This is a genomic window from Bacillus sp. TH22 (assembly GCF_016651015.1).
In the GTDB taxonomy this organism is placed as follows: domain Bacteria; phylum Bacillota; class Bacilli; order Bacillales; family Bacillaceae_G; genus Bacillus_A; species Bacillus_A mycoides.
The window spans coordinates 4,712,731-4,731,970 of record NZ_JAEKER010000001.1 but is presented as its reverse complement, the minus strand read 5'-3'; the positions used below and the strand labels follow the sequence as shown (position 1 = coordinate 4,731,970).

Below are 19,240 nucleotides of genomic sequence, written 5' to 3'. Positions count from 1 at the left end.
CAATAAATTCAAGTAAATTCATTTTAATTTTTCTGAATTTTTAAAACATATTCTTTAGAACGTTATACAGTCAACAAAATTTTTATACAAAAATCGCTCTACAGTTGATTCATTATACTTTTTACACAGTTGATTAATTATATTTTCATAATCCCTATATACTTCTACACCTACAACAGTTTCTAAAATCCCATCAAAATCAGAACCGAATCCTATATTTTTTTCTCCACCTAATGAACAAATATATTCCACATGCCTTAATATATCTGCTATATTCGCTTGTCTTTCATTCGTTAAAAACTGCGGTACGAAAGTAATACCAATAATGCTATTTTTCTTTATAAGGGCTCTTATTTGTTCATCGGTTAAATTGCGTGGATGCCCACAAAGTTGATAACAGTTTGAATGAGATGCAATTGGGTTTTTAGCAATTTCAATAACATCCCAAAAGCTTCTTTCATTTAAGTGAGACACATCGGTCCATAAATGTAACGTATTAAGTTCTTGTACAACTTGTCTACCAAATGTAGTTAAACCTGCTCCACGTGCCTCTAGCGCTCCATCAGCTAACAGATTGGCATAGTTCCATGTCAATCCAAAGGAACGTACACCTAAGCGATAAAACAAACGTAATTTCATCGCCTCTTTTCCAATTGCTTCGCATCCTTCTAATGTTAATAATGCTCCAACCTCGTCCTGTTTTAGCATGTTAATATCGTTTTTTGTCTGAATAAACTTCATTCCTGGTAGCGATAGAATTTCATTATGAAAAATATCTATCATTTGCAGCGCAACTTCAAAACGCTTTTCATACGCTACTGTTTCTGGTATATATATAGCAAAGCATTGTATACTTCCTTTTCTTTTCATTAATTGTTCAAATGTAATATGTAATTGTGAATCGTTTTGAAAGTCTTTTTTTCCCTTTGCACTCCATAACTGAAAGAGTACATCGCAATGTGCATCAAAAATTTTCATTTTCATTCCTCCATTACAAAAACAACCTGTTTGCATACATGCAAACAGGTTGTTTCAACTTAACGAGGTTCTACAATTAATTTTATCGCTGTACGCTCTTCACCATCAATCATAATATCTGTAAACGCTGGGATACAAATCAAGTCCAAACCGCTAGGCGCTACAAATCCTCTTGCAATCGCTACTGCCTTTACCGCTTGGTTCAATGCACCTGCACCAATAGCTTGAATTTCTGCTGTTCCGCGTTCGCGAATAACACCTGCAAGTGCACCAGCTACAGAATTAGGGACCGACGTTGCTTTAACTTTTAATATTTCCATTCCGCGTTTCCTCCTCGTTTCTATAAAAAGTAATAGCAATTATTTCACTTTAACTTATATTCACGAGGAATGGCACGTATTCCTGCTAAACTTCTGTAATTTTTCTAAAAAATTAAAATATAAAGAATTCTCTAACTTCCTGTTAGAAATCAGTCAAAAAATGGCTGGTCATCATTAATTAAAATGCGCTCAATTTTCTTTGCTTTCCCTGTATTAGGATCCACATCAATTAACACTGCACTTAATTGTGTTCTACCATTCGTCACTTCAAAACGCACTGGTAAGTTCGTTAAAAACTTCTTCAATACCGCTTCGCGATCCATACCTAAAATCCCATCATATGGGCCTGTCATACCAACATCTGTAATATAAGCTGTTCCGCTTGGTAAAATACGATTATCAGCTGTAGGAACGTGTGTATGTGTACCTACTACCGCTGTAGCACGACCGTCTACATACCAACCTAACGCCTGCTTCTCACTTGTTGTTTCAGCATGAAAATCAACAAAGATAATGTTTGTACGTTTTTTTGCAATACTGATTAACTCATCCACTTTACGGAATGGACAATCAATTGGAGGAAGGAAAGTACGTCCTTGTAAGTTAATAACTGCAACTTCTGTTCCATTACAATTTACAAAGATAAGCCCTTTTCCCGGCGTTCCTTCTGGGAAGTTAGCTGGTCTTGCAAGATATTTTGCATCATCGATAAATTCAAATACTTCACGGTTATCCCAAGCGTGATTTCCAAGCGTAACCGCTTGTGCCCCGCACTCTAAAAAGTTTCGATATATTTTTTCCGTAATTCCACGTCCACCCGCAGCATTTTCTCCATTAATAATTGTTACTGTCGGTGTATATTTCTTCTTTAATGCCGGTACGTACTGTTGAATCATGTCTCTACCAGGAGATCCTACTACATCCCCAACAAATAATATTCTCATATGTCTTACCCTTTCTATGTACTACATTTTTTATTACCATACTATAACCTTAAAGCTATTTCCTTACAACAGTTACAATTTATCTATTATAAGTTTCTTTCACTTGCATACTGCTCATAAATAATTTTCTTTATTTTACCCAATTCCAACACAAAAAAATAAAGTGGTGTTTCACCACTTTATTTTGCGTATTCCACTGCACGTGTTTCACGAATAACAGTTACTTTAATATGTCCTGGATAATCCAGTTCATTTTCAATACGTTTTCGAATATCACGAGCTAAACGATGAGCTTCTAAATCATCAATTGTATCTGGTTTTACCAGAATACGAACTTCACGTCCTGCTTGAATTGCGAAAGATTTTTCTACGCCTTCATAAGACTCTGAAATTTCTTCTAACTTTTCAAGACGACGAATGTAATTCTCAAGCGTTTCACTACGAGCTCCCGGTCTTGCAGCTGATAATGCATCTGCTGCAGCAACTAGAACTGCAATGATAGAAGTTGGTTCTGTGTCACCATGGTGAGATGCGATACTGTTTATTACAACAGGATGCTCTTTATATTTCGTTGCGAGTTCAACACCAATTTCAACGTGGCTACCTTCTACTTCATGATCGATTGCTTTTCCGATATCATGTAATAGACCAGCACGTCTTGCTAGTTTTTCATCCTCACCAAGCTCCGCTGCCATAAGTCCAGTTAAGTATGCAACTTCCATAGAGTGTTTTAAGACGTTTTGTCCGTAACTTGTACGGTATTTTAAACGACCTAAAATTTTAATTAAATCTGGATGTAAGCCATGAACACCCACTTCAAACGTTGTTTGCTCTCCCACTTCACGAATATACTCGTCCACTTCACGTCTTGATTTTTCGACCATCTCTTCAATACGCGCTGGGTGAATACGTCCGTCCTGTACTAGTTTATCAAGAGCGATACGAGCTGTTTCACGACGAATCGGGTCAAATCCTGATAGAATTACAGCTTCTGGTGTATCATCGATAATAAGGTCAATACCTGTTAACGTTTCTAACGTACGAATGTTACGACCTTCACGTCCGATAATACGTCCCTTCATTTCGTCATTTGGAAGATTTACAACCGAAACGGTTGTTTCAGCAACATGATCAGCTGCACATCTTTGCATTGCAAGAGATAAAATCTCTTTTGCCTTCTTATCCGCTTCTTCTTTCGCGCGAACTTCACTTTCTTTTACCATAACGGCAATTTCATGAGAAACTTCACTTTCCACTTTACCAAGAATAATTGCTTTCGCTTGTTCGCGGGTCAGATTGGAAATGCGCTCTAATTCTGTTTGTTGCTTTTGAACTAACTCTCCCACTTTGCTTTCCAACTCTTCAATCTGTTGTTGTTTCGCTACAAGAGATTCCTCTTTCTTTTCTAACTGTCGCTCGCGGTTATCGAGCGTTTCGTCTTTACGATCAAGGTTCTCTTCTTTTTGCATTAAACGATTTTCTTGTTTTTGTAATTCGCTTCTACGGTCACGAATTTCTAATTCAGCTTCTGTACGAAGTGTATGAATTTCATCCTTTGCTTCTAAAAGCGCTTCTTTCTTAAGTGCTTCAGCATCACGATTCGCTTCGTCTAGAATACGTTTTGCTTCATTAGCTGCACCATTAATCTTCGCTTCAGCAATAGACTTTCGAACAAAAAAGCCAACAACTGCACCGACTGTTGCAAGCAAAATGGAGATGAGTATCCAAACTGTACTACTACTCATGATTTCACCTCCCCTTGCTATGAATGAAAAAAGACTGTCGGCATGTACATTGAATTACAACGTACAGCAAAGACCGTCGTCCCGCTTTTTTAAGGGACTTTCTTCATTTCACAATTAAAATGTCATATTATTATTTCGGCAAGATTTAAGTCTTACTCCGAATATTACTTCTCTTCTTGAGAAGAGTATATCGTATATAAGAAAAAATATACATTCTCATTGTATCTATCGCAATTTTCATTGTCAAGCGTTGTCTACTTTTACTTTCTTTACCTTAAGCCCTGAATCTTATATGGATTAAAAAAACAGACAGCATATTATCCTGGAAAACCTTAGAAAATCCCAATTCATTCACTTAAAATATATGAATATTCCCCTTTACACATAGCCTTTTGGATAGAATAAATATTTTATCTCCAGCTATATATAACGCTTTCATAGTGGATTAAAAAATAAAAGACACGGGACCGTGTCTTTTATTTTTTAATCTTGACGAGTTGAATCTTCCGTGTCTTCAACACCAGAGTTTTCACCAATTCCGTGATGTTCACGAACAAAGAAGGCAATTTCTTCTCTTAAATCCGTATTCTCTTTTAAGAATTGCTTCGAATTTTCACGACCTTGTCCTAAGCGTTCTTCATTATAAGAGTACCAAGCACCGCTCTTTTGAACGATATCAAGTTCAGAAGCCATATCTAAGATTTCACCTTCTCTTGAAATACCTTCTCCGTACATAATATCAACTTCAGCAACACGGAATGGTGGTGCTACTTTATTTTTAACTACTTTTACTTTCGTTTTATTACCAACAATATCGTTACCTTGCTTTAACTGCTCAGCACGACGTACTTCAAGACGGACAGTTGAATAGAATTTCAACGCACGACCACCTGGAGTTGTTTCTGGGTTCCCGAACATAACCCCAACTTTTTCACGAATTTGGTTGATAAAGATTGCGATTGTTTTTGATTTGTTGATTGCACCTGAAAGTTTACGAAGTGCTTGTGACATTAAACGTGCTTGTAAACCAACGTGAGAGTCACCCATGTCCCCTTCGATCTCAGCTTTCGGTACAAGAGCTGCCACAGAGTCAATTACGATAATATCAACCGCTCCACTTCGTACAAGTGCTTCTGCGATTTCTAGTCCTTGCTCCCCTGTATCAGGCTGTGATAATAGTAATTCATCTATGTTAACACCTAATTTTTGTGCATATACAGGATCCATTGCATGTTCCGCATCAATGAACGCTGCTTGTCCACCCTGACGCTGTACTTCCGCGATTGCGTGTAATGAAACTGTTGTTTTACCTGAACTTTCAGGTCCATAAATTTCAATAACACGGCCACGTGGGTATCCGCCTACCCCTAGTGCCACATCAAGTGCTAAAGAACCACTTGAAATTGTAGAAATTCTACGCTCCGCTTGTTCTCCTAATTTCATAATTGAACCTTTACCGAATTGCTTCTCTATTTGTTTTAACGCCATATCTAATGCCGCTTGACGATCGCTCATTCAAAATTCCTCCTTAACTAAATTGCTAATCTTATTATACCTATTTTCAATTCAATTTGCCAACAAAAATCGAACATTTATTCGTTTTTTTATTTTATATCGAATAAAACTAGGTTTTCCAACAAAAAAAACTAGAAGAAATTTATATCTCTTCTAGCTTTTTAAATAAATGATAAAATCCATATTTTGTAGAGCGTTCTCTAATTTGTTGACGACTTCCACTTAAATTAAGCGAGAAGACTACAGCTGGTTCATCTTTAATCACCAATCCAATAAATACTGTTCCTGGTTCTTTATGCTCTGAAGCATCCGGTCCTGCCACCCCAGTGAAACTAATTCCGATATCTGCTTTTAACAGTTCCTTTACATTTTCAGCAAGATAGCGAGCACACTGTTTACTAACCGCGCCATCAGTACGTAACACTTCTTCAGGTACATGTAAAATTTGTTGCTTCACATCATTTTGATAACAAATGACACCGCCTTTAAATACAGATGAAACACCAGCATTTTCTGTTACTTGATTTCCAAAAAGACCACCTGTTAAACTTTCTGCACACGCTAAAGTTAACCCTTTTTCCTTCAATAGCCTTATTGCCTTGTAATGAAGGAAATCTTGGTCATATCCGTAGAAAAATTCTCCTACTCTTTCTAAAATCAAATCTTCCACATGCTGAATCAGTTTCTCCGCCTCATCAGCATCATGATGTTTGGCAGTTAAACGTAATGTCACTTCTCCATCATTTGCAAGTGGTGCAATGGTTGGGTTCGTTTGTCCATCAATTAAATCTTGAACTTTCACCTCTAATTGAGATTCCCCAATACCAAAAAAACGAAGAACACGAGAATAAATATTTTCCCCCGTTGTAAACTTACATAAAAAAGGCTCTACGTAACTTATATACATCGGCTTCATTTCTTTTGGTGGTCCTGGTAATAAAATATAAACTTTTCCGTTCGTATTTAATCCCATACCAGGCGCCATACCGTGATCATTCGCAAATACAGTCGATCCATTTAAAACGAGCGCCTGCTTTTTATTATTCTCCGTAAATTCACGGCCTGTACGCTTAAAATAATCGCTTATCGATGTTAATGCCTTTTCATCATACACAAGCTCTTCATCTAAACTAGACGCTATTGTTTCTTTCGTTAAATCATCTTTTGTCGGTCCTAATCCACCTGTAAAAATGAGCATATCAGCTCGTTCTTCAGCCAATTCAATTGCCTTCTGTAATCGCTTGTTATTATCCCCAACAACAGTATGGTAGTACACGTTAATTCCGATTGAAGCTAACTTTTCAGATAAAAACTGGGCATTTGTATTTGCAATTTGTCCAAGTAATAATTCCGTTCCAACCGCAATAATTTCAGCATTCATCCCAATTCCCCCATAAACTTCTATTTTGAGTTTACAAAAGCATCTTTATTTTTCCAGAAATAATCCCATCCTGAAATAACGGTAAAGAATAATGCAATCCATATGAAAATATCTGCAACTGGAATATGAAGTAGATTTAACGGTACATCATGTAATAAGTATGCTGCAATCGCAATAATTTGTGTCCATGTCTTAATTTTCCCTAGCTGATTTGCTGCAACTACTTCCCCTGTCCCAGCAAGTACAAGGCGTAAACCTGTTACTGCAAACTCACGGCTTATAATTACAATAACGATCCAAGCAGGTACATATTGCATTTCTACCAATGTGATAAGTGCTGCCGAAACAAGTAATTTATCTGCTAACGGGTCAAGGAATTTCCCTAAATTCGTTACAAGATTATACTTTCTTGCATAATGTCCATCAATCCAATCTGTAGCCGAAGCAATAATAAAGATAAGTGCCCCTACTAAATGTTGAATTGGTAACTCTACATCACCAATTATAAATGAGCCCCACTCAAAGGGCGCTAACATAATTACCATAAAAATTGGAATTAAGAAGATTCTAGATATTGTAATTTTATTTGGTAAATTCACAGCTATTCCTCCATTATGTCAAAAACATTTGTTCATTGAAAAAAGTCATCGAAGCGATGACTGTTATTGCGCAGCTTGCCCTATCCCTTGGTTTTTTATCACCAATCTTTGGTGATATTCTTTTGCTGGATCTAATGGGAAAGTAACCACTTGGCCATTCAGTTTAATTTCAACATTCGGTGCACTTCCAATATTAAGCCGCACTTCTTTTACTGTTGATAAATCACGTTTTTCTGTTTGACCACTTTGTACTGTAGTGTTTAGAATTTCGTTACCCGCATCATCTTTAACATCTACATAGCTTGCACCCTTCGCTGAAATTTCCAGTTCTAATGTTTTATTATTATGAATTTCCAAAGTAGATACCTTACCACTCGTTCCAACTACCTTCACTTCTTGTTGTCCAGTTGGTTGCGCTGGTTGCTCTTCTTTCTTTGGTTCTTCTTTCTTTGGTTCTTCTTTTTTTGGTTCTTCCGCTTTCGCTTCATCTTTCTTCGTATCTAACGGAGAATTTTTTGCTTTTTGAACCTCAATTTTCTCACTTTGAGCATTTTGAACTTGCCTATCATCTTTTCCAGTTAACGCTTGAATAACAAACCAGACTACCACTCCAAATGCGATTACTAACAACGCAATCAAAATTTTGGGCATATGATCCGCAATTGGCCATGATGAAGATTTTTGCATTGTTTCTTGTGTTTTTTGTCCAGTTGATACTTGTGGAACTTCACGTTTTTCAGACTGTGGTATCGTACTCTGATATTCCACAAGCAGTTCCTCTCCATTTAATCCAACAGCATCTGCATATTGTTTAATGAATGCACGCGCATAAAAAGCTCCTGGCAACACATCATAATTGCCTTCTTCAATCGCTACTAAATGGCGTTTTTGAATTTTTGTAATCTCATGCAGCTGATCAATAGATAAGCCTTTCGCTTCTCTTGCTTCTGTCAGCTTTTGTCCTAATTCCGTCACTACTAACACCTCAATATTTCTTTAAAAGTCGAACATAGAGAAATTGTTTTGCGTACCTTGCTCAATTTCATCTACTAAATTATATTGAATTTCTTCATCATAATCGTTACGCAATTCGATAATATAATCAAAATCATCCAATGTGTATTCTGACTGACTCACAAACACATCCGGATGTTCCACAACTTTCGTTGCAGGCAATCTCATGATTTCACGAACGAGCTGCCAGTGTCTTTCATTTGCACGCTTTGTCGACACAATTCCATCTAGTATGAAAATATTATCGTCGCTATACTCATCTTCAATCAATTGGCTACGAACAGTTTGCTTAATGAGAGTAGATGATACGAATAACCATCTCTTATTTGCACAAACACTTGCGGCAACAATAGATTCTGTTTTTCCGACACGAGGCATTCCTCGTATCCCAATTAATTTATGACCTTCTTTTTTCATTATCTCCGCCATAAAGTCTACAAGCAATCCTAATTCATCACGCACAAATCGAAATGTTTTCTTATCATCTGCATCTCGTTGTATGTACCTACCATGTCTAACTGCTAGCTTATCTCTAAGCTTTGGCGGACGATATTTCGTTACCGTTATATTATCCATCGTATTTAAAATTGATTCAAGTCTAGAGATTTGTTCTTGATTATCACACATAAGCAAAAGTCCACGTCGTGCATTATCTACACCATTAATTGTGACAATATTGATGCCAAGCATACCGATTAACGAAGAAACGTCACCAAGTAAGCCAGGTCGGTTTTTATGTATTTCATATTCAAAATACCATTCAATCATCCAAGATCACTCCCCTACGCTTACTTTACACCTACGTACTATATTATATGATTTCACCTTAATAGGGAAGCTAAATGTATAATCTATTCCTCCTAATTACTATACAAAAAAAGTAGAGAGGAGAAGCTCCTCTCTACTTTTACTTATGTTGTACAAACTTCACCATTAAATTTGCAATTGTATGTTGCTCTTGTTCATCAGCAACTTTCCAAAGCTCAGACAATAATTTTTCTTGATCGTTGCGCGCTTCTACTTCATTTGCTAAATAATCACCAACACGAAATGCCATATCTGATACGGCACCACCATCAAGCCCCTTCCCCCCCGCTTGTTCTAAACGTTCTCCTAAAAAGCTCTTCCACTGATCAAAATTATCTAACACTGACATGTTTAAGCACCTCACTATTTTAGTAATAGAATCATGCTTAATTTGTACAATTTCTTGTTTTTTATGTAAGAATTTTTTAGCAATGCCAACCGCCATTCACTCCGATAATTTGCCCCGTAATATAAGAAGCTCCTGGCGAAACGAGGAAGGAGACTGTTTTTGCTACCTCTTCGGGTAGTCCTATTCTACCTAATGGAATATCTTCAGCAATTTCATTTTTATCATCTTCTGAAAATACATTTAACATTTCTGTTTCGATCGCACCTGGCGCTACCGCATTAACGCGCAATCCACTTAGAGAAACTTCTTTCGCTAAAGCCTTCACATATGAATTTTGTGCACCTTTCACCATTGAGTACAGCACCTCACAAGACGCTCCTATTTGCCCCCAAATGGATGAAATAACAACAACATTACCACTTCTCCGCCCGATCATCGGTGGAAGCGCCATCGATAAAAGTCTATATACACTCTTCACTTGAAGCTCCACCATATAATCTAATTCTTCATTCGTAACATCCGTTACTAATCCAAATATACTCTTTCCAGCTGCGTATACAATAACATCAATAGGATGTTCGATTTGTCCCCACAATTTCTCTGCTCCATCGATAGAAGCTAAATTTGCTTGCACAGGAATCACTGCATCAAACTCCTTTTGTAACCCCCTTATCTTCTCTTCGTTTTTATTGTAATGAATATAGACTGTATAACCATCCTCGATTAACTGCTTCGAAATAGCAGAGCCAATCCCTCCGCTTCCTCCAGTTACTAATGCATACTTTTTCATAAATTCCCTCTCTTATCTTTTTATGTATAAATAAATAATACCCTCATCTTACCATTTGGCAATAACCAAACGTTAGATGAGGGATATAGATACTGCGTTTTTTATTCACATATTACTTCATTTTTTTGGTAACACTTGGCAGACACTCATTTTCTCTTCAACTAATAATGTTTTTGCTGCTTGTTGTAGGTCTTGAACAGTTAATCCTTCTAACACTGTAAGAGCATCAAATAAACTAGATTCATTAAACGCATATCGTGTAAACTGATTTGCAATATATTCAGGTGAATTCAACGATCGTAAAAATCCACCAATTTTCTTTTTCTTCACCCGTTCCAGCGCAGTCTCATCTAACTGATCATAATTCGTTTGTAGTAAAATACCTTTTAATCGCTCTGCCAATTCATCAGGGTGCTTCGTATCTCCACCAACCATTGCAAAACCGAAGTTATTTTCTTCTGTATAATCATACGAGAACGAATCATCAATAAGACCTTCATTATATAAAGATTCGTAATGAACTGACCCTTTTCCAAATAAATAATCTAAAAGTAATGTAAGCGCAATTTCTTGTTTTAACAGAGCTTGCCCTTTTTCTTTTAAATTCGTTGCCTTAATACCAACTAAACATTTTGGAGTTTGAACAGGCATTGAAATAATCTTTTTCTTTTCATTTACTTCTTCTGGTTCCTCTTCAAAAGAGCGAACGATTTCTGGTTGATTTTCGTAATCTTTTTTCGATTGATTTTCACGAACTAAATCCATTGTTTTTTCAGGATCAATCGCTCCAACAACAAATAATAACATGTTGCTCGGATGGTAAAAAGTCTCATAACATTCATACAGTAGGTCTTTTGTAATCTTACTAATAGACTCAATCGTCCCTGCAATATCAATTTTAATTGGATGTTTTACAAACAAACTATCGATTAATCCAAAGTATAAACGCCAGTCTGGGTTATCTTGGTACATTTGAATTTCTTGACCGATAATACCTTTTTCTTTTTCAACCGTTTTTTCAGAGAAATACGGTTCTTGTACAAAGTCTAACAGTGTATTTAAATTTCTCTCTACATTTGATGTACAGGAAAAGAGATAAGCGGTTCTTGTAAAAGATGTAAAAGCGTTCGCTGAAGCACCTTGTTTACTAAACAATTGAAACGCGTCATGGTCCTCTTTTTCAAACAATTTATGCTCAAGGAAATGAGCAATTCCATCTGGTACACGAGTCATGTCTTCTTTTCCAAGCGGTACAAATGTATTATCAACAGAACCGTACTTCGTCGTAAATGTTGCAAATGTTTTATTGAAGCCTTGTTTCGGTAAGATATATACGTCTAATCCATTCGGAAGTTTTTCATAATATAGCGTCTCTTTTAATTGCTCATACACAATTTTCTCCATTTATTCTCCCTCCGTTCCATGTAAAAAGTAAATTGTATCTAGTTCAATATTATTAGCAACTTTCACAATCTCTTCTTTCGTCACGCTTTCTATGCCCGTTAGCCATTCTTCAACTGGACGCGTACGCTCTGAAATCACCCCGTGATAAAGCATTTCAACAAAACCACGTGGTGTATCAATTGCCTCTAAGATTTGATTTTGAATTACACTTTTCGTTTGCTGAATCTCTTCCTCTGAAAAATCACCGCTTTGCATTGCTTTCATCTGTTCTTTAATAATTTCAACAGCTTTTTCAAAGTTCTTCGCTTCAATTCCAGACATAACGAAGAGCAAACCTTTATGACTTTCAAATCTCGATGCTGCATAGTACGCTAAACTATTTTTTTCACGGACATTTACGAATAACTTCGAATGAGAAAACCCTCCAAATAATCCGTTAAACAATTGTAATGCAAAATAATCTTCATCTTTATACGTAATGAATGTGCGATAGCCGATATTTAATTTACTTTGCTTTAGTTCTTGTTTTTCAACAATTTCTTTTTCTTCATTATTTCGTTTATGAAGAAGTACATTTCTCTCTTTCATAGCGCGAGGTGAAATCGAAAAATACTTATTTACAAGCCCCACAGCATCTTCTGAAATATCACCAATGATATATAAATCCATTTCATCTTCAGCTAACACTTTTTGATAATATTGATACAAACTTTCATTTGTAATAGAAGCAACACTTTCTTTTTTTCCATTTGCACTTAAGCGATATGGTTCTACTTTGCACATTTCTGCAATTAAACGCTCATTTGCATAACGCATTTTATCATCATAAGTAGCTTCAATTCGTTGCAAGAGTGCTCGTTTCTCACTTTCTACAATAGAAGATAGAAAACCGTCCCCTTCTGTTGCTGGATGTAAAACAATATCAGATAACATAGAAAGCGCTTTTTCAAATAACGGTGGTGCATCGCATAAATATGTTTCATTTGCAATGTCTACATAAATAGAGATGATATGGTCTTCCCCTTTTTTACTTACATCTACCGCTAAAGAAGATCCATATAATTCTTCTAAATATTGACGAAGACGAATTACAGAAGGCAGTTTTTCTGTCGCACTTTGCAATACGTACGGCAATAGGGCACGCTCTGTCACCGTCTCCTCATTTAAAGGTGCTTTAAAACGAAATACAAAGGTATTTGTTTTAAATTTATCAGTCGGAATAATATGTACTCGCAAGCCACCTAATTCATGCAGTTGCTGTTCCATTAGTTTCATTAATAGCCCTCCTTTACGTATGTAGGAATATTCCTCTTCAATATACAGTTTTTAGGAATAAAAAATCAACTTTTCTTCCTTATTATGCTTACATTTGAGTCTTTCTAAAAACTTTAATATGTAAGGAACATAGTAAAATTCCGTATTAAATATATTCTATGTAAAAAAGCCCGCACTAATGTGCGAGCTTTTTTTATACTTTCTAAATACTCATCGTTTTCCTTTTTCATAAGGCGTTCCTAATGCTTTCGGAGCTTCAGATCGGCCTACAAAACCAACAAGTGCTAATATTGTAAATACATACGGTAATATCGTTAAGAATACACTTGGAATTTCTTTCAATACAGGAATTGTACCACCTGTTATCCCAAGTGATTGCGCAAATCCGAAGAACAGTGCGGCTCCAAGAGCACCAAGTGGATTCCATTTACCAAAGATCATAGCTGCTAGTGCTAAGAAACCTTGTCCAGTAATTGTAGCACCTGAGAAGTTACCAGAAATCGACATTGCGAAGACCGCACCACCCACTCCTGCAAACATTCCAGATATACAAACTGCAATATAACGCATTTTATATACATTAATCCCCATCGTATCTGCTGCCATTGGATGTTCACCAACAGCACGTAGACGAAGACCGAACGGTGTTTTATAAATAATGTACCAAACAACAAATGCTAAAATAATGGCAATATACGATGTTAACGGTACGTTTGAGAAAAATATTTTTCCGATAACTGGAATATCTGATAGACCTGGGACATCGATTTTTTCAATACGGTATTGAATAAAATCAGTCTGTCCTTTACCAAAGATTTTCTTAATCGCAAATACTGTTAAACCGAGAGCCAAAAAGTTAATCGCTACCCCACTTACTACTTGATCCGCGCGGAATGTAATGGACGCTACTGCGTGAAGAAGTGCAAATAACCCACTACCAATAGCTGCAAATAATAGTGCAATCCAAGGAGTCATTGCTCCCCACGTATCACCCATTAATAACGTTGTAACGATACCAGTAAATGCACCAAATAACATTAAACCTTCTAAGGCTATATTTACAACCCCAGAACGTTCACTGAACACTCCACCTAACGCCGTAAAAATAAGTGGCGCTGCCGTATATAAAGTACCAGTCACAAGAATGGCTAAAATATCTATAAAGCTCATTTATTTCCCCTCCTTGCTCATGCGTGTAAGTGCCCAGCGTAAAACATAACTGCAAGCAACAAAGAAAATAATACATGCGATAATAACATTAATTAACTCAGAAGGTACATCTGCTTCAAAATTCATTTGCGGGGCTGCACTTTTCAAACCACCGAACAGTAAAGCCGATAATAATATACCAAACGGATTATTTCCTCCAAGAAGAGCTACCGCAATCCCATCGAATCCAATACCAGTAAACGATGTCATTGCCGTCATACTTTGGAATGTTCCTAGACCTTCCATTGCCCCACCAATTCCAGCAAAAGCGCCAGCAATTGTCATTGATAATACAACATTACGAGAGACTTTCATCCCTGCATATTGCGATGCATTTTGGTTAAAACCAACCGATTTCAACTCATATCCTAACGTAGTTCTATCTAATACGAACCACATTACAATAGCAATTAAAATAGCTACAACAATTCCCCAGTGCAAACGAGATCCATCTGTCAATGAAGATAGCCAATCAGAAGCTAATGAAGCACTCGCTTGTACATCATAAGATTTCTCATTACCTTCATGTATAAAACGTTTAATAAGATCATACGTAACATAAAGTGCAATGTAGTTCATCATAATTGTGACAATTACTTCATTTACTTTAAGCTTTCCTTTTAAATAACCAGGTATAAATCCCCATAAACCACCGGCAATCGCGGCTACTAAAATAGATAACGGAATATGCAAAAATGCTGGTAACGATACTGCATATCCAAACCAGACAGCGGCAAGCCATCCAACTAATAATTGTCCTTCTACCCCAATGTTAAAGAGACCTGTACGAAACGCAAATGCAACAGACAGACCAGCTAACACGAGTGGAATCATCGTACGTAGCGTCTCACCGATAGCCTGCGGATTTCCAACCATTCCTTCCCAAAGCGCTGCATACCCAACAATTGGATCATATCCACTAACTAACATTACAATGGCACCAACAAGTAAACCAAAAATAACGGATAATACAGGAACTAAAATGTTAATTGTTCGCTCCGTTAAAAATTTTTTAGCCATTTGTATTCACCTTCTCTTTCTCCGTTCCGCCAGCCATCAACAAACCAAGCTGTTGTTCATTTGTTTCTTTCGCATCGACAATTGCTACAATTTTACCTTCATATATAACAGCAACTCGATCACTTACATTTAAAATTTCATCCAGTTCTAGCGATAGAAGTAATACTGCTTTCCCATTATCTCTCTGCTCGATTAATTTTTTATGAATAAATTCAATCGCACCTACATCTAAACCACGTGTTGGTTGTGCTGCAATTAATAAATCTGGATTACGATCTACTTCACGTGCAATGATAGCTTTCTGCTGATTTCCACCTGATAGAGCACGCGCTAATGTTTGTTCGCTAGGCGTACGTACATCAAACTGTTCAATAAGCGCCTTTGCTTTCTCTGTGATTTTGCTAAAGTTTAAAATCCCCTTCTTTGAAAATGGATTTTTATAGTATGTTTGCAAAACTATATTGTCTTTAACAGAAAAATCAAGAACTAGCCCGTGTTTATGACGGTCTTCTGGAATATGACCAATTCCTTCCTCTGTAATTCTTCGAACAGGCCAATTCGTTATTTCTTTTCCTTTAATTGCAATAGAACCTGACTCAACTTTTCGTAAACCAGTAATCGCCTCTATTAATTCACTTTGACCATTTCCATCAATCCCTGCAATACCAACGATTTCTCCTGCACGAACAGTTAAGTCAAGGCCTTTTACAGCAGGTAATTGGCGTGCATCATGAACGACAAGATTCGCAACAGACAGAACCTCCTCTTTCGGTTTGGCCCCTATTTTTTCTGTTTTAAAATTCACTTGACGTCCGACCATTAATTCTGCAAGTTTATGTTCATCCATTTTCGCAACGTCAACTGTACCAATTCCTTTACCTTTACGAATAATTGTGCAACGATCGCAAACTTCCATAATTTCTTTTAATTTATGTGTAATAAGAATGATAGATTTTCCTTCTTGCACAAGCTTTTTCATAATTTGAATCAACTCATGAATTTCTTGAGGAGTTAACACTGCAGTCGGTTCATCGAATATTAAAATCTCCGCACCACGATAAAGCGTCTTTAATATTTCAACCCTTTGCTGCATCCCAACCGAAATATCTTCAATCTTTGCATTTGGATCAACAGCTAAACCGTACTGTTCAGATAATTGTTTAATTTCTTTTGCAGCCTCTTCAACAGCTATTTTCCCTTTTCTCTTCGGCTCATTTCCAAGAATGATATTCTCTGTAACTGTAAAATTATGAACAAGCATAAAGTGCTGATGGACCATCCCAATTCCAAGGTCATTTGCTATATTCGGATTTGTAATTTTTACAGGGTTTCCTTTAATTTTAATTTCGCCCTTTTCTGGTTGATACAAACCGAACAGTACATTCATCAACGTTGATTTCCCTGCACCATTTTCTCCAAGTAAAGCGTGTATCTCTCCCTGTTTTACTTGCAGCGTAATATCATCATTCGCTACAATGCCTGGGAATACTTTTGTAATATTGTTCATCTCAATTACGTATTCCATTTTGTTCCTCCTTCTAGCAGGGAACACTCCCTAATTACACTCTATTAAAAGTATTTTTATATATGCAAAGGTTAGTTCTAAGAACTAACCTTTGCTATTGCTCTATCATTATTTCTTTAGAGCAGCTTCGTATGCTTTATATTCATCATCAGTCGCAGGTACTTTAATTTCACCAGCAGTGATTTTCTTCTCAAACTCTTCTATTTTTGTTAAAATTTCCGGGTTTACTTTTTTCACATTATCAGTTGTTTTCGCAATACCAACGCCATCATCTTTTAAGCCGAACTCTTCTACTTTACCGCCTTTTAACTTACCATCTTTCGCTTCTTGCGCTACTTTTGCTACTGCAACATCAACACGTTTTACCATTGAAGTTAAAGTTACGTTTTCAGGCATGCCTTCTTGATTTTGGTCACGGTCAACACCGATTACCCAAACATTTTCACCTTTTTTCTTACGGTTTTTCGCTTCTGTGAATACACCGTTACCAGTTGCACCTGAAGCATGGTAAATTACGTCAACGCCTTGACCGTACATTGCTGAAGCTAATACAGATCCTTTTTCTGGCTTATCAAATGCATCAGCATATTGTGATACAATTTCGATATTTGGATTTACTGCTTTTGCACCAGCTTTAAAACCTGATTCGAATTTTGTAATTAACGGACTCTTCACACCACCAACAAAACCAACTTTATTTGATTTTGTTGTCATCGCTGCTACAGCTCCAACTAGGAATGAACCTTCATGGTCTTTAAATGTAATACTTGTTACGTTCGGCTTCTTTACAACTGTATCTACAATCGCAAATTGCTCTTTTGGATACTGTTCAGCCACCTTTTCAATTGATTTCTCCATTAAGTAGCCGATACCAAATGTTGTGTTATAATGATCTTTCGCAAATTTCGTTAAATTCGGAATGTAATCAGCATCTTTACTTGATTGAAGGTAACGATATCCTTCATTTTTCTTTAAATCGTTGTCTTTACCAAATTTCGTTAAACCTTCCCAAGCTGATTGGTTAAATGATTTGTCATCAACGCCCCCAACATCTGTAACCATACCAACCTTAAACTCTTTATCCCCTTTTTTGTCACTATCCGCTTTATCCGAGTTACCACATGCACCTAACACTGTACTTGCTGCTAACGTTAACGATAATAAAAGACCTGTTTTTTTCTTCATACTAGAAACCCCTCCTGAAATGTTTTGTCTAATGATTCATACGCTGCTGTCCCTTACTTCTTGCTGTCACCTCCCTAAAAAGGAACTTCCCTACATACGTTTTCTTAATACGTGGAAGCTAAACTTATCAGCTCTAAAGTAATTAATAGAATATAAGATTGGCTCATCATTTTGATCATAGTGCATTTGTTTTAAAACTAGCAGTGCCGTTTCAGGTTCACATTCTAAAATCGGTGAAATTTTCGGGTGATAACCAATCGGTTCAATGTGAGCAACTGCGTATGTGATACGCTTGTGCGTATTATTATGTATTACTGTAAGCAGCGATTCCTCATTGTATCCCGATAAATCTGGTAATATCTCTTTTGCCAGTTTATCAATGCAATATACAACTGGTTCCCCATCCGCTGTACGAACACGTTCAATCATTACTGCGCTAAAAGCATCTTCACAATTAAATTTCTCTTTTTCTTCTTCTGTTAAAGTTGTTGTAGATGATGATAAAAAGATTGTTCCTGGTGTTTTCCCCACACTAGAAATCATATCTGTAATACTAGAAAGTTGCTCTATTCCGGAAGAAAATAACGGCTTCGCATTTACAAATGTCCCTACACCATGTCTACGAATAACAACATTTTCTTCTTCTAAAATACGTAGTGCTTCCCTTAAAGTTGCCCTACTTACACCAAGTTCTTTCGCTAGATCAAACTCTGAAGGTAACTTTTGTTTTTCTTTGTAAGCCCCATCTTTAATTTTTCCTTTGATGTGATCAATCACCCGCAAATATAGGTGACGACTATCGGATTTTACTGACATAAGACTCCCCCGCATTTCAATTATTCGACCTCTGATGTAAGACTTCTTTTCTCTTTTTTCAACTTACAACATAGTATAAATTACTAAATACTAAAAATAAGCGTAATTATCGAACAAATATTAATAATTTTTCAAGATGAAATTTTCACACTTTATTCCATAAAAAAAACTTTGTACCATAAACATTTCTCATATAGAGAAAAAGTTCGGCACAAAGATTCCTTACATCCTTTGTTACACACTTTTCCCCTCATAGTCTAGCAATTCATGGTTGCCAGGTAGAAACTTATGGACCTTATCTCCAAGATTATATGAGGCAGTGATTCTTTTCGAAGTAATCTTACCACTTGCTCCCATATGTGTC

General features: G+C 36.6%; 18 protein-coding genes and 1 riboswitch. All 18 genes read right to left on the bottom strand.

The window, feature by feature from the left end; translation table 11 throughout:
- Positions 1 to 54 precede the first annotated feature (54 nt).
- A complete protein-coding gene (locus tag JFU18_RS24215) occupies positions 55 to 978 on the bottom strand; it encodes a dipeptidase (protein WP_201034249.1) in 924 nt (307 codons plus the stop codon).
- A 59-nt stretch (positions 979 to 1,037) separates the two neighbouring features.
- Positions 1,038 to 1,298 carry a stage V sporulation protein SpoVS gene (gene spoVS, locus JFU18_RS24210; RefSeq protein WP_000404341.1) on the bottom strand — a complete coding sequence of 87 codons (261 nt, stop codon included), beginning with the start codon at positions 1,296 to 1,298 and terminating at the stop codon, positions 1,038 to 1,040.
- A gap of 149 nt (positions 1,299 to 1,447) precedes the next feature.
- A complete protein-coding gene (locus JFU18_RS24205) occupies positions 1,448 to 2,242 on the bottom strand; it encodes a TIGR00282 family metallophosphoesterase (protein ID WP_002014601.1) in 795 nt (264 codons plus the stop codon).
- Between the two features lie 179 nt (positions 2,243 to 2,421).
- Positions 2,422 to 3,987, bottom strand: coding sequence for a ribonuclease Y (rny, locus tag JFU18_RS24200; RefSeq protein WP_002014600.1), 1,566 nt, complete (start codon positions 3,985 to 3,987; stop codon positions 2,422 to 2,424).
- 483 nt (positions 3,988 to 4,470) lie between these two features.
- Positions 4,471 to 5,502, bottom strand: a complete 1,032-nt coding sequence (gene recA / locus JFU18_RS24195; RefSeq protein ID WP_002014599.1) for a recombinase RecA — start codon at positions 5,500 to 5,502, stop codon at positions 4,471 to 4,473.
- Between the two features lie 142 nt (positions 5,503 to 5,644).
- Positions 5,645 to 6,883, bottom strand: a complete 1,239-nt coding sequence (locus JFU18_RS24190; RefSeq protein WP_002014598.1) for a competence/damage-inducible protein A — start codon at positions 6,881 to 6,883, stop codon at positions 5,645 to 5,647.
- Positions 6,884 to 6,903: 20 nt separating this feature from the next.
- Positions 6,904 to 7,482: a CDP-diacylglycerol--glycerol-3-phosphate 3-phosphatidyltransferase gene (gene pgsA, locus JFU18_RS24185; protein WP_002014596.1), complete on the bottom strand. Its 579-nt coding sequence runs from the start codon at positions 7,480 to 7,482 to the stop codon at positions 6,904 to 6,906.
- A 63-nt stretch (positions 7,483 to 7,545) separates the two neighbouring features.
- Complete coding sequence (locus tag JFU18_RS24180; protein ID WP_002142844.1) at positions 7,546 to 8,457, bottom strand: helix-turn-helix domain-containing protein; 912 nt, start codon at positions 8,455 to 8,457, stop codon at positions 7,546 to 7,548.
- A gap of 21 nt (positions 8,458 to 8,478) precedes the next feature.
- Entirely contained in the window at positions 8,479 to 9,264 is a 786-nt protein-coding gene (locus tag JFU18_RS24175; RefSeq protein ID WP_000574107.1) for a DUF3388 domain-containing protein, read from the bottom strand.
- Positions 9,265 to 9,403: 139 nt separating this feature from the next.
- The gene (locus JFU18_RS24170) at positions 9,404 to 9,652 is read right to left on the bottom strand and encodes a DUF3243 domain-containing protein (protein WP_000114449.1); all 249 of its coding nucleotides are present in this window, start codon (positions 9,650 to 9,652) and stop codon (positions 9,404 to 9,406) included.
- Positions 9,653 to 9,728: 76 nt separating this feature from the next.
- Positions 9,729 to 10,442 carry an elongation factor P 5-aminopentanone reductase gene (gene ymfI / locus JFU18_RS24165; protein WP_063219183.1) on the bottom strand — a complete coding sequence of 238 codons (714 nt, stop codon included), beginning with the start codon at positions 10,440 to 10,442 and terminating at the stop codon, positions 9,729 to 9,731.
- A 117-nt stretch (positions 10,443 to 10,559) separates the two neighbouring features.
- Positions 10,560 to 11,846 carry an EF-P 5-aminopentanol modification-associated protein YfmH gene (gene yfmH, locus JFU18_RS24160; protein WP_201034250.1) on the bottom strand — a complete coding sequence of 429 codons (1,287 nt, stop codon included), beginning with the start codon at positions 11,844 to 11,846 and terminating at the stop codon, positions 10,560 to 10,562.
- The gene (gene yfmF, locus JFU18_RS24155) at positions 11,847 to 13,121 is read right to left on the bottom strand and encodes an EF-P 5-aminopentanol modification-associated protein YfmF (RefSeq protein ID WP_201034251.1); all 1,275 of its coding nucleotides are present in this window, start codon (positions 13,119 to 13,121) and stop codon (positions 11,847 to 11,849) included.
- Positions 13,122 to 13,331: 210 nt separating this feature from the next.
- Positions 13,332 to 14,291: an ABC transporter permease gene (locus tag JFU18_RS24150; protein WP_000008059.1), complete on the bottom strand. Its 960-nt coding sequence runs from the start codon at positions 14,289 to 14,291 to the stop codon at positions 13,332 to 13,334.
- The gene (locus tag JFU18_RS24145; RefSeq protein ID WP_002088061.1) at positions 14,292 to 15,350 is read right to left on the bottom strand and encodes an ABC transporter permease; all 1,059 of its coding nucleotides are present in this window, start codon (positions 15,348 to 15,350) and stop codon (positions 14,292 to 14,294) included. It lies immediately after the preceding gene.
- Complete coding sequence (locus JFU18_RS24140; protein ID WP_201034252.1) at positions 15,343 to 16,875, bottom strand: ABC transporter ATP-binding protein; 1,533 nt, start codon at positions 16,873 to 16,875, stop codon at positions 15,343 to 15,345. Before JFU18_RS24140 ends, JFU18_RS24145 begins: the two co-directional genes overlap by 8 nt.
- Before the next feature lie 108 nt (positions 16,876 to 16,983).
- Positions 16,984 to 18,060, bottom strand: a complete 1,077-nt coding sequence (locus JFU18_RS24135) for a BMP family lipoprotein (RefSeq protein WP_002128714.1) — start codon at positions 18,058 to 18,060, stop codon at positions 16,984 to 16,986.
- 90 nt (positions 18,061 to 18,150) lie between these two features.
- Complete coding sequence (locus JFU18_RS24130; protein ID WP_002088063.1) at positions 18,151 to 18,876, bottom strand: GntR family transcriptional regulator; 726 nt, start codon at positions 18,874 to 18,876, stop codon at positions 18,151 to 18,153.
- A 233-nt stretch (positions 18,877 to 19,109) separates the two neighbouring features.
- A riboswitch (purine riboswitch) is annotated at positions 19,110 to 19,211 on the bottom strand.
- Between the last annotated feature and the right edge of the window lie 29 nt (positions 19,212 to 19,240).